This is a genomic window from Corallococcus sp. CA049B (genome assembly GCF_003611685.1).
Taxonomy (GTDB): domain Bacteria; phylum Myxococcota; class Myxococcia; order Myxococcales; family Myxococcaceae; genus Corallococcus; species Corallococcus coralloides.
Genome location: NZ_RAWC01000251.1, coordinates 1 through 12,963, shown reverse-complemented (window position 1 = coordinate 12,963; position 12,963 = coordinate 1). Strand labels below are relative to the sequence as shown.

At 73.4% G+C, this 12,963-nt stretch carries 10 protein-coding genes; 6 read left to right on the top strand and 4 right to left on the bottom strand.

Annotation, left to right across the window (positions count from 1 at the left end; translation table 11 throughout):
* The first annotated feature begins 15 nt into the window (after positions 1-15).
* The 4 genes from D7W82_RS34275 to D7W82_RS34260 all read left to right on the top strand — a co-directional run bounded on the left by D7W82_RS34275 (position 16) and on the right by D7W82_RS34260 (position 7,232).
* Complete coding sequence (locus D7W82_RS34275; protein WP_199727914.1) at positions 16-2,634, top strand: penicillin-binding protein 1A; 2,619 nt, start codon at positions 16-18, stop codon at positions 2,632-2,634.
* On the top strand, positions 2,631-3,983 hold the full coding sequence (locus D7W82_RS34270; RefSeq protein ID WP_120622332.1) for a VCBS repeat-containing protein: 1,353 nt from the start codon (positions 2,631-2,633) through the stop codon (positions 3,981-3,983). The genes D7W82_RS34275 and D7W82_RS34270 overlap by 4 nt, the downstream gene beginning before the upstream one ends.
* Before the next feature lie 116 nt (positions 3,984-4,099).
* On the top strand, positions 4,100-5,464 hold the full coding sequence (locus tag D7W82_RS34265) for an ABC transporter substrate-binding protein (RefSeq protein WP_120622331.1): 1,365 nt from the start codon (positions 4,100-4,102) through the stop codon (positions 5,462-5,464).
* A gap of 118 nt (positions 5,465-5,582) precedes the next feature.
* On the top strand, positions 5,583-7,232 hold the full coding sequence (locus D7W82_RS34260; protein WP_120622330.1) for an ATP-binding protein: 1,650 nt from the start codon (positions 5,583-5,585) through the stop codon (positions 7,230-7,232).
* A 75-nt stretch (positions 7,233-7,307) separates the two neighbouring features.
* Here the strand turns inward: D7W82_RS34260 and D7W82_RS34255 are convergent, their stop codons facing one another.
* Both D7W82_RS34255 and hpf read right to left on the bottom strand, forming a co-directional pair.
* Positions 7,308-9,383: an MXAN_5187 family protein gene (locus tag D7W82_RS34255; protein WP_120622329.1), complete on the bottom strand. Its 2,076-nt coding sequence runs from the start codon at positions 9,381-9,383 to the stop codon at positions 7,308-7,310.
* A gap of 162 nt (positions 9,384-9,545) precedes the next feature.
* Complete coding sequence (hpf, locus tag D7W82_RS34250; RefSeq protein WP_120622328.1) at positions 9,546-9,908, bottom strand: ribosome hibernation-promoting factor, HPF/YfiA family; 363 nt, start codon at positions 9,906-9,908, stop codon at positions 9,546-9,548.
* A gap of 159 nt (positions 9,909-10,067) precedes the next feature.
* Here hpf and D7W82_RS34245 point away from each other — a divergent pair, with 159 nt between their 5' ends.
* Together D7W82_RS34245 and D7W82_RS34240 are read left to right on the top strand one after the other, a co-directional pair.
* Positions 10,068-10,430 (top strand): response regulator, encoded by a 363-nt coding sequence (locus D7W82_RS34245; RefSeq protein WP_014395148.1) that lies wholly within the window; start codon positions 10,068-10,070, stop codon positions 10,428-10,430.
* A gap of 77 nt (positions 10,431-10,507) precedes the next feature.
* Positions 10,508-10,972, top strand: coding sequence for a hypothetical protein (locus D7W82_RS34240; protein ID WP_120622327.1), 465 nt, complete (start codon positions 10,508-10,510; stop codon positions 10,970-10,972).
* Positions 10,973-10,985: 13 nt separating this feature from the next.
* Here D7W82_RS34240 and D7W82_RS34235 read toward each other — a convergent pair whose 3' ends face one another.
* On the bottom strand, positions 10,986-11,930 hold the full coding sequence (locus tag D7W82_RS34235) for an N-acetylmuramoyl-L-alanine amidase-like domain-containing protein (protein ID WP_120622326.1): 945 nt from the start codon (positions 11,928-11,930) through the stop codon (positions 10,986-10,988).
* Positions 11,927-12,910, bottom strand: coding sequence for a HEAT repeat domain-containing protein (locus D7W82_RS34230; protein WP_233588106.1), 984 nt, complete (start codon positions 12,908-12,910; stop codon positions 11,927-11,929). Before D7W82_RS34230 ends, D7W82_RS34235 begins: the two co-directional genes overlap by 4 nt.
* Positions 12,911-12,963 lie beyond the last annotated feature (53 nt).

The window sequence follows — 12,963 nt, the reverse complement described above, 5'->3', positions numbered from 1 at the left end:
ACTCCGGCCCGACCGATGCCTCCCTCTCCCGAGCCCCTCCCCCCGGCCCCGACCGGAGCCCCGCCGCCCAAGAAGGGCGGCTTCGGCGCCGCGCTGTGGCGCTGGACGAAGCGGCTCCTGGTGCTGGGCGCCGTCGGGCTGGTGCTCCTCATCGGCGTGTGCGTGGGCACGTACGTCTACTTCAGCCGCGACCTGCCCTCCGTGGAGTCGCTGCGCAACTACCAGCCGCCGCAGGTGACGAAGGTGACGTGCGCGGATGGCTCGCTCTGCGCGGAGTACGCACTGGAGCGCCGCACGCTCGTCCGCATGGAGGACCTGCCCCCGCACGTGCGCAACGCATTCCTCGCCGCCGAGGACGCGGACTTCTACAAGCACGAGGGCCTGGACCCCTTCGGCATCCTGCGCGCGGGCGTGAAGAACCTCATCCCCGGCAGCCGCAAGTCCGGCGCGTCCACGCTCACGCAGCAGGTCGTGAAGAACATGCTGCTCACGCCCGAGCGCAGCCTGGGCCGTAAAATCCGCGAGTGGATCCTCACCCCGCGCCTGGAGCAGGCGCTCACGAAGGATCAAATCCTCAGCCTCTACATCAACGGCGTGTACTTCGGGCAGCGCCGCTACGGGCTGGAGGAGGCGGCGCTCTACTACTTCGGCAAGCACGCCAAGGACCTGACCGTGGGCGAGGCCGCCGTGCTCGCGGGCACCGTGCAGTCTCCCCACCGCATCAACCCGGTGGCGAACATCACCCGCGCCAAGGCGCGCCAGCGCTACGTGCTGGAGCAGATGGCGGGCCAGGGCTTCGTGCCTCGCGCGGTGGTGGACGCGGAGAAGGACAAGCCCATCGTGCTCGCGCCGCGCAAGCCGGTCAGCGCGGGCGCGTACTACGCGGAGGAGATCCGCCGCACGCTGATTGAACGCTACGGCGAGAAGAGGGTGATGGAGGGCGGCCTGCGCGTAGACATCGCGCTCGTGCCCAAGCTCCAGGCCACCGCCGAGCAGGCCGTGCGTGACGGCCTGGAAGCCCTGGACCGGCGCCAGGGCTACCGGGGCGCGCAGGGCAAGCTGGAGGAGGCGCAGTGGAAGCGCTACCGCGAGCTCATCGCCCAGCGCATCGAGGAGGCCGGCCGCCGCCAGAAGGACCAGGGCTATGTCGCGGACCTGGCGCCGCTCGCCCAGCCCCTCGCCGCCGCGGCTCCGGCGGCCAAGACGCCCACCGCGCCGGAGGCGGAAGGCGCCGAGGAGCAGCAGCCCGCCGCCCTGGCCGCGGACACGGACTCGGAGGAAGAGGAGGCCCGGTCGCCGGAGCGCGAGCGCGCGGGCCAGGTCCTCCTCAAGCCGATGGAGGAGGGGCTGCGCCTCACCGGCTACGTGATGGAGGTGGACGCGAAGCGCAACGTGGCGCGCGTGGACCTGGTGGGCCGCACCGCGGAGGTGTCCTTCGACTCCGTCACCTGGGCGCGGCAGAAGAAGAAGAGCGCGCCGAAGAGCATCTCGGACGTGTTCACCCCTGGGGAGCTGGTGTTCGTGCGCGTGCTCAAGGCCCCTCCGGCGCCGGCCTTCGTGGAGGCCACGTTGGATCAGGTGCCCCTGGTGCAGGGCGGGCTCGTGGTCATCAACCCGGCCAACCGCAACGTGGTGGCCATGGTGGGCGGCTATGACGCGGAGCGCTCGTCGTTCAACCGCGCCACGCAGGCGAAGCGGCAGCCGGGCTCGTCGTTCAAGCCCTTCATCTACGGCGCGGCGCTGGCCAGCGGCCGCTTCACGCCGCTCTCCATGGTGAACGACGCGCCGGAGTCCATCCGCGACCCGTACACGGGCAAGACGTGGCGGCCCAAGAACTTCGACGGGCGCTTCGAGGGCCCCATGACGCTGCGCACGGCGCTGAGCAAGTCGAAGAACACGGTGTCCGTGCGGCTCATCGAGTCCATCACCCCCGCGACCGCCATCGACTTCGCGCGCCGGGCGGGCGTCCGCTCCGCGATGCCGGAGAACCTCACGCTGGCGCTGGGCACCGGCGAGGTGACGATGCTGGAGGCCGTCAACGCGTACGCCACGCTCCAGGCCAACGGCCGCTACGCGGAGCCGCTGACGCTGCTGCGCGTGCGCGACGCGAAGGGCATGGTGCTGGAGGAGCACCAGCCGGCCTTCGAGGAGACGCTGCCCCCGGCGGTGGCGTACCTCACGACGTCGCTGATGCGCAGCGTGGTGGAGGACGGAAGCGCGCGCGCGGTGCGGGAGCTGAACCGGCCCGCCGCGGGCAAGACGGGCACCACCAACGAGTCCAAGGACACGTGGTTCAACGGCTACACGATGGACTGGGTGGCCAGCGCGTGGGTGGGCTTCGATGACAACACGCCCCTGGGCAGCAGCGAGACGGGTGGCCGGGCCGCGCTGCCCATCTGGCTCAACTTCATGCGGGTGGCGGAGGAGGGCCTGCCCGCGCGCGACTTCGAGGTGCCGCCGGGCGTCACCCAGGTGCGCATCGACCCCGTCACCGGGCTGCTCGCGGGCAACGCCGTTCCGGGCCGGATGGAGCCCTACCTGGAGGGCACCCAGCCCACCGCCGAGGCCCCGCCGCCCGGACAGGTGACGCCGGACAACTACTTCCTGGAGGAAGGTGGCAAAAGGGGGCTGTGAGTCGCTCGCTCCTTCCGCTGGTCCTCGCGCTCGCGTTCGCCCTGCCCGCCTTCGCGGAGTCGGACGAAAGCGCGCCCCCTGCCTCCGCCCGGCTGGCCCTGGCCGTGGCCGACGCCCTCCGCGCCGCCCCCGCGGAGGCGCCCGTGGCCCTCTCCCTGTCCGGAAGCTCTCCGGAGCTGCGCCGTGCGTTCGGGACGCTGCTCGCCGCGCGGCTCTCCGCGATGAACCTGGGGCCGGTGGTGCTGGACGTGCCGCCCGAGCGCGCCGAGGCCGCCGCCCGCGAACAGGGAGCCCGCTCGCTGGCGCGGCTCACGCTGGACGTGGAGGGCGGCGAGCTGGTGGCACGGGGTGACGTGCTGGGCACGTGGGTGAACTTCTGGTCCGGCCGCACGCCCACGCGTCCCCCGAAGCCCGCCGCCGCCGTGGCCGAAGGGGTCGAGGCCGACGCCGCGGTGCTGGCGCTGGCGGCGGTGGGGACGCCGTCCTCGGGAGTGACGGGTCCGGGTCCACAGCAGCGGCGGACGGTGCGCCTGCTGGGCGCGGTGTTCGCGAGGCTGGAGACACCGCTGGGCGCGCTGGCGGCGGGGGACCTGGATGGCGATGGCCGCGAGGAAGTGGCCGCGCTCACCGAGCACGAGGTGGTGGTGTTCGGCGCGGACGGGCGGGTGCTCGCGCGGCGGGAGCTGGAAGGGGCGCCGGCCGCGGCGACGACGCGCGAGCCCTTCGGCGCGCTGGCGGTGCTGACGGGGCCTCCGCGGCTGGCGGCCTGGAGCACGCGGTATGCGCGCGGCGAGGTGCTGGTGCTGGACAAGGCGAAGGGGACGCTGCGCCCGGCGGGGACGCTGGACGCCGCGCCGCTGGGGACGGCGGAGCGCGGGGCGTTCGTGCCGGGGCAGACGGTGTTCGCGCCCGAGGTCCGGCTGGCGGATGGGCGGAGCCTCACGGTGCCCGCGCCCTTCGGCACGGCGAGCTTCGCGGCGCCGCGCATGCTGTTCGTGCACGCGGACAGCACGGCGTCGCTCTACGCGCGTCCCGCGTCCGCGCCGCTGAAGGTGTCCGGGCTGGGCGCGGGCAGCGCGCTGGGGGACCTGGATGGGGACGGGGTGCCGGAGCTGCTCACCACGTCACCACAGCTCCAGCCGTCGCCGGACGTGCTGCGGGTGCTGTCGTTGAGCTCCGACGCGCCCATGGCGCACGAGCCCCTGTGGCAGGGAGCGCTCCCGCCGGGCCGGGCGCTGTACGTGGTGACGGCGGACCTGGATGGCGACAAGCGCCGTGAAGTCGTCGTGGGTTCGTGGAAGCCGGACGGCACGAGCGAGCTGTTCCTCCTGCGCCAGGGTGCACCGTGATGAAGGCCCACAAGCGCCACGAAGTCCCGGTGATGCAGACAAGCCATTCCGCCCCTCCCCGGCCGGTGCACCGCGAAGCAGCGGCGACACCGCGGTATGGGCGGGAGGGCACCGCGATGATCCGCGGCGCCCTCGCGGGCCTCCTGCTGCTGTCTTCCACTCCGGCACTGGCGGCCAGCCGTCCGCGCTACGGCGGCGAGCTGCGGGTGGCGCACGCGGGGCCCCCTGAAATCGGTGAGCCCGCGCTCGCGGACACGCCGATGGAGGCCGCGCTGCTGGGCCTGCTGACCCGGCCCGTGTGCCGCGTGGACGCGGGCGGACAGGTGCACCCGACGCTGGCGCGCGAGATGACGCGCCCCGTGCCGCAGGCCCTGCGCGTGGCGATGCCCTCCGCGGCCAGCGCGACCGCCGTGGCCCGTGCGTGGACGCGGCTGTCCTCCACGGAGTCGCCGTCTCCGTACCGCGCCATCCTCTACCCCCTGCGCGGCGATGGCCGTCAGGTGACGTCCACGGGCGCCACGCTGGACCTGGTGCTCGCGTTTCCGTGGCCCGACCTGGAGCGCTCGCTGTGCCACCCTGCCCTCGCGACGCCGCCGTCGCCCACGTCGGGGCCGTTCAGCGCCGCGGGCCGGGGCGTGCTGGAGGCCCAGGCGCCATGGCCCGAAGGCCGGCCGTACCTGGACCGGCTGGCGCTCACCGCCACGGATGAGCGGGGCCTCGCGCGGCTGTGGTCCGCGCGGCAGGTGCAGGTGGCGCTGGGCACGCCGCCCGACGACAACACCCTCACGGGCGCCGCGCTGTACGCGACCTATCTGGCGTACTCGCCCCGGAAGGTGCCCGCGGACTTCCGCCAGGCGGTGGAGAGCGCCATCGACCGCGAGGACCTCACGCGCCTGTTCGTGAAGGGCCCCGCGGTGCCCATGGCGAACCTGCTGCCGCCCGCGTTGATGCCCCTGGGGCCCAGGCCCCGGCCCCAGGCGCCTCCGGCGGGCGCGACCCGCAAGGTGACGCTCGTCTATGACGCCGCGCTGGCGGATCAACGCGCCGTGGCCGAGCGCATCCAGGTGAAGCTGCACGACCAGGGCTACACCGTCGCGCTGGAGCCCCAGTCGCGCGCCGCGCTGCGAAGCCGTCAGGCGAAGGGCGACTTCGAGCTGATGCTCAGCGCGTTCCTGCTCCCGCCCGTTCCCGGCCCCGCGCTGGCGGTGGTGCTGGAAGCAGGAGGGCGCAGAGACCTGCTCGGCGTGGAGCTGCCGCCCATCGGGGCCCTGACGGACGCCGGAGCCCGGGATGCGCGAAGCCGCGAACGGGCCCTGGCGCTCGCGCCCTCCGTGCCCCTCATCCCGCTGTACGCCCAGGGGCTCGCCCTGCGCGCGGCGCCGGAGGTGACGGGGCTGGTGCTGGATGCCCAGGGCCTGCCCGTGCTCGAAGGCGCCTGGCTGGCCCCCGTCGAGGCCTCTGGCGGCGGAGGCCGGCCATGAGCCCTGCCGGCGTGGTTGCGCATGCACTGCCCAGGACCCACCGTCGCGTGGACTTCGGGCGGCGGAGGCCGGCCATGAGCCCCACCCACGCGGCGGCCTCCAGGAAGGAACGGCCCGCATGCGCCTGAGGACCCGGCTCGCGCTCGCCTTCGCCCTGCTCGCGCTGGTGCCGCTGGCGGTCGTCGTTCCCCTGACGCTGACGCGCCTGCGCGACACGCTGTCGCGCGAGCTCGACGCGCGCATGACGGCCGCCACCGCCTCCGCGCAGGAGTCCCTGGAGCGCTCCGCCGCCAACTCGCGCCGCGCCGTCGAGGAGCTGGTGGAGAGCCCCGCCATGGAGGACCTCGTGCGCGACGCGCGCACCGCCCCCTTGCGCGTCATCCAGGCCAACACCGCCGAGGGCCTGATGAAGAGCCGCGGCCTCACCGTGCTCGCGCTCTTCGACCGCAACGGCACCGTGCTGTCCTCGGGCCACCTGCCCGCCCGGCGCGGCGACCCGGACCCCGCCCTCTTCGCCGTGACGAGGGAGAAGTCCCCCAGGCCCGTGCCCGTGCGCGTGGACGTCCGGGGCGACGCGGGCCTGCGCCAGGTCCCCGCGCTCGTCACCGCGCGCCCCGTGGACTACGGCGACGTGCGCCTGTGGGCCGTGGGCGGCGTGGTGCTGGACGACGGCTTGGCCCAGCACCTGGCCCGCCTCACGCAAGCCGACGTGACGCTCCTGTCCGGCGGCACCCAGGTCGCGCACGCGGGCAGCGCCGCCCCGCCCACCGTGGAGCAGGTGCTGCCCCTGGGCAACGTGGCCTCCGTGCGCCTCACCTTCAGCCGCGCCGCCGCGCGCGAAGCCGAAGAGGGCGTCATGCGCGCGTTCCTCCTCCTCGCGGGCCTGGGCCTGGGCTTCGCGGCGCTCCTGGGCCTGCTGGTGTCGCGCTGGATGACGCGCCCCGTGGAGGCCCTCACCTCCGGCGCCCGCCGCGTGGCGGAAGGCGCGCTGGACGTCCAGGTGACGGCCCGCGCCACCGGCGAGGTGGGCGAGCTGGTCCGGACGTTCAACCACATGACGTCCGAGCTGAAGAACACCACCGAGCGGCTGATGGCCACCGAGCGCATCGCCGCGTGGCAGGAGGTCGCCCGGCGGCTGGCGCACGAAATCAAGAACCCCCTCACCCCCATCCGCATGTCGCTGGAGACGCTGCTGGCCGCGCACGAGGCGCGCCACCCCAGCTTCCCCACCCTCTTCAAGGAGAGCGCGGGCGTGGTGCTGGAGGAGGTGGAGCGGCTGCGGCGCATCGTGGACGAGTTCAGCCGCTTCGCGCGCCTGCCCAAGCCCCAGCTCGCCCCGGTGGACCTGGGCGAGCTGACCCAGAGTGTCCTGTCGCTGTACGCCGCGCCCCCCGAAGGCATCCAGCTGGTGCCCGCGCTCCAGACGGGCGTGGTGGCCCGCGCGGACCGCGACCAGCTCACCCAGGTGCTCGTCAACCTGGTGAAGAACGCGGAAGAAGCCATGACGGGCAAGGGCGGCGCGCTGCGCGTGCGCGTGAAGGGCACCGACGCGGACGCCATCGTCGAGGTGGAGGACGAAGGCCCCGGCATCCCCCTGGAGCACCGCGCCCGCATCTTCGAGCCCTACTTCACCACCAAGGACGGCGGCACCGGCCTGGGGCTCGCCATCGCCGCGCGCATCCTCCAGGAGCACGGCGGACGGCTGGAGGTCGGCGGAGAGCCGGGCCAGGGCGCCCGCTTCAGCGTCGTGCTCCCCCGCGCGAGCTGACCCCCATGTAGGAAGGCCCGGCACCTCGTGGAAGAGGTCCCGGGCCTTCGGGCACCACCCGGTGGCGCGCGGCCGTCAGTCCTTGACGGGCGTCGCCTTGAGGGCGGCCTTGCCCTCCTTCACGTAGACCTGGAAGCGCACCGTCTTGCACGCGTACTTCGTGACGAGCTGCTCCTTGTTCTTGCGCAGCTTCTGCACGAACTTGTCGTACGTCAGGCCGTCCGCCTGCTCACCGCAGCGCTCGCGCGTGGTGACGAACTCGCGGAAGACGTCCTGGAAGTGCTGCTCCTCCGACAGCGCCGCCGCCGCGCCGTTGCTGCCCGGCATGGGCAGCGGCACCGCGTTGGAGCGAGGAGCCGGCATCGGGATGGCCTCCGACGTGGGCCGGGTGCTGGCCTGGAGCAGCTCGCGCGGAATCGCCGCCACGCGCGTCGTCTCCGGGGACTCCGGCTCGGAGGACTGCGCCGCCGCCAGCGCGAACGGATTGGCCGCCTGCTGGAGCGAGTACGCCGCCGTGGGCTGATCCTCGAAGGCGAACGCGGCGTGACGCGGCGCCGCCGGGGCAATGGGCTCGGCCGGGTGCTCGAAGGGCATCGCGCCCCCCTGCGCGTACGCCGGAGGCGGCGCGAACGGCTCCGCGGCCGGCGGCGGATGGGCCGCGGGCGGAGAGGGGAACGGGAACGACTCCACCCCGGCGAACGGATCCGCCAGCGGCGCGGCGGCCTGGGGCGGCGCCCCGAACGGCGACGGCGCGGCGGCCTGGTGAGGAGGCATCGCGAACGGATCCGCCTGGTGAGGAGGCATCGCGAACGGATCCGCGGCCGGAGCCGGAGTGCCCGGGAAGGGGAACGCGTCCGCGCCCGCGAACGGATCCGCGGCCGGCGGAGCGGCCGAGGCGAACGGGTTGGACAAGGGCTCCGCGGGAGCGGCCGACCCGAACGGGTTGGACAGGGGCTCCGCGGGAGCGCTCGAAGCGAACGGATCCGCGGCCACGGGCGCCACGGCGGCCGGAGCCGGCGGCGACGTGTGGGCCACGGGCTGCGCGGCGGGCGCGGACTGCTGCGCGGCCATCGCCGCACCCCAGCCCAGCGTGTCCGAACCGCCCGACACGGTCTCCTCTTCGGAGGCCTTCTTGCCCCCGCCCATCAGCGCCGTCCACACCAGGCTCAGCACGAACAGGCCCGCGAGCGCGAGCAGCGCGGTGTTCTGGTACGCGGCCAGCGGAGCCAGCGTCGCCGCCGTGCCCGCGAGGACCACGACTTCATACGGCGTGCCCGCCAGCGCCTGGCGCGAGCCCACGAGCAGCGGCGCCTGGCCGCCCATCGCGTCGCCGCGCGTGAAGGCGGGCAGCTGCACCGGGCCCAGCGCCTGGAGCGAACCCGAGTCCAGCACCGTGTCCTTCGCACCCGCCGTCAGCCGGGGCAGCGAGCCCTCCAGCTTCTCCTTCTTCTCGCCCACGCCGCCCACCACCTTGTCGCCCTGCACCAGCCCCACCGCGGCCGCGCCGGACGCATCCAGCGCGCCCTGCAGCGCGGCCTCCGCGGCCAGGGGCGCGCCCACCACCAGCGTCACCGCCGGAGCAGGAGTCGCCTCACCGCTCCACGCGAGCGGCACGGACGCGAACACGTGCGGCGCCCCGAAGGCGTCCACCACGGACGTGCCCGCCCTGGCGAGCGCCGCGACGTCCAGCGCTGGGGTGTCCGAGGAAGGCTCGGCGCCAGCGCGCGCATGGAAGACCGCGTCGCCGGCCACCACCGCCACCACCGCGCCCTGGAGCTCCTGGGGCAGACCGGCTTCCGCGGCGGTGCGCAGCGCGCCGAAGCGCTCCGCGGTGAGCGGCAGCATGCCGGCCGGCTCCTCCGCGTCCTTCGACGAACCGTAGCGGTCGCGCGGAGACTTCGGCGCGGGCGCGGGCGTCAGCGCGCGCACGGCGGCGGCCACCTGGGGGCTGCCGGCGAGCTTCAGCGCCAGGGATTGCACTTCGGCGCGGCGTGCATCCACGCGACGCGCGACCTCGCCGGTGCCCGACGCGGCCTGGAGTGCCGCACCTTCCACCGCGCGAGCACCCTGAGGCGCCGACAGCGTCGGGAGGTGAGCCAGGCCCAGTCCGAGGACCAGGAGTGCGAACAGCAGGAACTTGAGGCGGACCATCGCCGTCCTTTAGCCCAGGGGTGAGGGGTCCGCTTATAGCGTCCACCGTTCGACCCCAGCAAGGAACTGGCCCGAAGGAACCCGGGGGCCGGATGCCTGGCTGGCATCCGGAATTCCCGGGCCCTTCGGTCTGTCACGGCCGATATGGCCGGCCGGCTGCTGCTAGTAGTTCGTCGCGTCGGCGTTGAGGTCGAACGGCATGCCGCTGTTCCCCGTGCCCTGGCGACGGCGCTCCACCGCGCGCTTGATGGCCTTCTCCAGGCGGTCACGCGTTGCGTCGATGGCCTGGAACAGCGTCTCCGACGTCTCCGTCACGTGCACGGACTCCATGCCCGGCATGCGCACCGTCACCCGGCACTCCTTGTCCACGCCTCCCTTGGGCCCGTTGATGTCCACGAGCGCGATTTCGATCTCCGACGCCTCGTCCTCGGCGAACCGTTCGATATGCGCCACCAGATGCGTGTCCACGTACTGCTTCAGGTTGTCCGTCAGCCCCAGATGCACTCCCCGCAGCTGCACCTTCATGGATTCACCTCCGGGCACAAACATGGGCAGTCCCACGCCCGCCCGTGAGGGGCTGTCGCAAGCCTTCCCGCCTGCCCTCCCCCGAAGCAGCCGGCCGGACGTCACCGCGACCGGGGCGCGTTGGACGAATCCCGCGCGGCACCGGGTTGCTCTAGTCGCATGGATGGCGAGCGAATCAAGGTCCTGCTGGTGGAGGACGACGGGGACAGCCGGGAACTCCTGGCGGAGCTCCTGGAGGACGACTTCGAGGTCACCACCGCGTCGGACGGGGTGGCGGGCCTGAAGGCGTTCGAGGCCACGCACCCCGACGTCGTCGTGACGGATGAATCCCTGCCCGGAATGAACGGCACGGAGCTGGCGCAGCAGGTGAAGGAGCGCGAGCCCAGGGCCCGCGTCGTCCTGGTCTCCGGCTACGCGCAGGTGGAGGGCGCGGACTACTGCGACGCCGTGTTGCGCAAGCCCATCGACGTGGAGCGCCTGAGCCGCATGGTGGGCGAGCTGGGAGACGCGGCGCGGCACTGACGGAAATTCGCGCGGCGCACAGCCTGCCATCCGCGCGAGCCGTTCCTAACATTCCAGCCATCGCCCAGGAGGGCCCCATGAGGTACTGCGCACGGTGTGGCTCGGAGTATCAGGACAGTGTCGTGGACTGCACGGATTGCCCCAACCACCCACCGCTCGTCTCCGCCGAGGAGATGCACGAGCGGGGGTTGCCCCTGCCTCATGAGCTGGATCAACGCCGCTTCGTGAGGGCGGGCGTCGCGGACGATCCCGTGACGGCCCAGGTCTTCGTGGACGTGCTGGAGGAGCACCGCATCCCGCTCATCGTGCGCCCCGGCCGCTCGGGCGTGGTGGACGAACTGACCACGGGCAACCTGCTGCCCTGGTGGGAGCTGCTGGTGCCGGACACCGAGCAGGCCCGCGCCGCCCTGCTCCTGGAGGAGGAGAAGATCCAGGCGCGCACCTACGCGGACGAGGCCGGTCGCGCGGCGGAGGAAGAGGAGCTCGAGGACGAGCGGGCGCGCCAGGCCCAGGCCGGCAACAGCCCGCCCCCGGCGTACTAGCGGCCTTGTGCCGTCAGGGCGTGCCCACGTCCGCGCTGCCTTGCGCGGGCGCGGGCTGGGACGCGAGCGTGGCGGGCGGACGCCGGGCCTCGAAGAGGCTCACGCCCGTCACCTTCCACTTGTCGTAGCGCGCGTTGCGGGCGAGGAACGTCTCCAGGTCCTCGTCCACCACGCGGTTGTAGCCGCCCCTGGACGCGTGGCGCAGATACGTGCGCTTCTTCTTCTGCACCACGAAGCCCAGGTGGGTGATGCGCGTGGCCTTCAGCGGCAGGTCCTCGCGCATCACGACGAGGATGGTGCCAGACGCCACGCCGCGCGCGTGCTCGAGCACCTTGTCCAACGGAATCATGTCCAGGGTGAAGGTGCCCACGGGCTGGCGCTCGCGGGGCAGTTGCAGCGCCATGGACGACTTCGACTGCCAGGTGCGCGCGGTGAGCGTCTTGGTGACGGAGACGGTGTCCGCCTTCGCGTACCTGCGCGTCACGTCCACCAGCAGGCCCTTCTTGATGTTGTTGGGCAGCCACTGCGCTTCCATCAGGTGGTTGCGGTCCTCGTAGGTGGGCGTGCTCGCGTAGCGGATCCGCTCCAGCAGCGCCGGCACCTCCGGCTCGCCTTTCGCCAGGCCCAGGGCCAGCGACTCCTCCACGAAGGTGAGGCAGTCCACCGCGTCCAGGCGGAAGGTGGGGTCGGGGTCCACGCCCTGCCCTTCCCCCAGCGGCGACAGGACATAGGGCGTGTCGAGGAACTTCTCGCTCATGCCCAGAAGGCGCTCCGCCAGCGGGGACTCGGCCTTGTCGGCGATGAGGGCCGCGCGCTGCTCGGGCGTGAGCGCGCTCCACCCGTTCTCCCGCACGGGCGGAGCCACCGGGGCCGCCGCCGGAGGCACGTCCGGCGGGGCCGGGGTCTTCGCGGGAGCCTGGGACAGGAGCGCGAGCGCGCAGACACCCCACACGCTCACGGCGCCACCCCGGCCTTGCGCAGGATGGCCTTGCGGCGGTCATCCGCGAGCTGGAGCGTCTCCAGCTCCTTCTCGTAGACGAGCTTCTCTTCACCCTTCGCGTTCCACGAAGCGAGCACCAGCCAGTCCAGCGACGCGGCATCGCCGCCCTGGTACAGCACGCGCGCGGCGGTGGCGGCCAGGGTGCGGTCCGCGTCCTTCAACAGCGGCGTCAGCACGGGGCTGGCCTTCTTCGCCTGCACGCCCTCGAAGAGCACCAGCCCCTGGCGGCGCACGAACTTGTCCGTGTTGCCCAGGAGCTTCTGCGCGAAGGCGAAGCCCTCCGGGGCGCCCAGCCGGCACAGGCCCCGGGCCGCGGCGAAGCGCGTGCTCTCCGAATCGCTGTCCAGGTACGCCTTGAGCGCGGCCTTCTGCTTCGCGTCACCGGTCGCGCCCACGGCCTCCAGCAGCGCCGCGCGGACCTCCAGCTCCTGTTCGTCCTTCGCGGCGGCCATCAGCGGCTTGCCCATCTTCGGGTTCTTGGACGCCCCCAGGGCCCGCGCGGCCTCGCGGCGCACGCCACTGCTCTTGTCCTGGAGCAGCGGCAGCACGGCGGCGGTGTTGCGGCTGCCCAGCCGGGCCAGCCCCTGCGCCGCGTACATGCGCACCGTGCTGTCGCCGTCCGACGCCAGCTTCACCAGCGTGGCCTCTCCCGTGCGCGCGCCCAGCGACGCCAGCAGCGCCACGAGGTTGCGGCGGGTGCGCTCCTCGTAGGTGGTGCGCAGCATCGGGCCAATCTCCTCGGCCGCGTAGGCCTCCTGGCGCAGGAAGCGCAGGCGCGACGTGGCGGGGGGCACGGCGGCGCCGTTGGCCACCTGGGCGAGCACGGTGTCCGCCTCCGCGCGGCTCTGGGCTTTCTTGGACGCGGCCCCGGGGCCCGCGAGGCCGGTCAGGGGCAACAGCAGCACGACGAGCAGGGCACGGACGGACGGTGGACGCACAGGGGCGGAACGATGGCAAGCAGGGCCCCCGCCGTCAAAGCCCACCCCTCCCG

Coding starts and splice junctions, on each gene's coding strand:
- D7W82_RS34275 (WP_199727914.1), top strand. CDS start 16: ATGCCTCCCTCTCCCGAGCCCCTCCCCCCGGCCCCGACCGGAGCCCCG.
- D7W82_RS34265 (WP_120622331.1), top strand. CDS start 4,100: ATGATCCGCGGCGCCCTCGCGGGCCTCCTGCTGCTGTCTTCCACTCCG.
- D7W82_RS34260 (WP_120622330.1), top strand. CDS start 5,583: ATGCGCCTGAGGACCCGGCTCGCGCTCGCCTTCGCCCTGCTCGCGCTG.
- D7W82_RS34255 (WP_120622329.1), bottom strand. CDS start 9,383: ATGGTCCGCCTCAAGTTCCTGCTGTTCGCACTCCTGGTCCTCGGACTG.
- hpf (WP_120622328.1), bottom strand. CDS start 9,908: ATGAAGGTGCAGCTGCGGGGAGTGCATCTGGGGCTGACGGACAACCTG.
- D7W82_RS34245 (WP_014395148.1), top strand. CDS start 10,068: ATGGATGGCGAGCGAATCAAGGTCCTGCTGGTGGAGGACGACGGGGAC.
- D7W82_RS34240 (WP_120622327.1), top strand. CDS start 10,508: ATGAGGTACTGCGCACGGTGTGGCTCGGAGTATCAGGACAGTGTCGTG.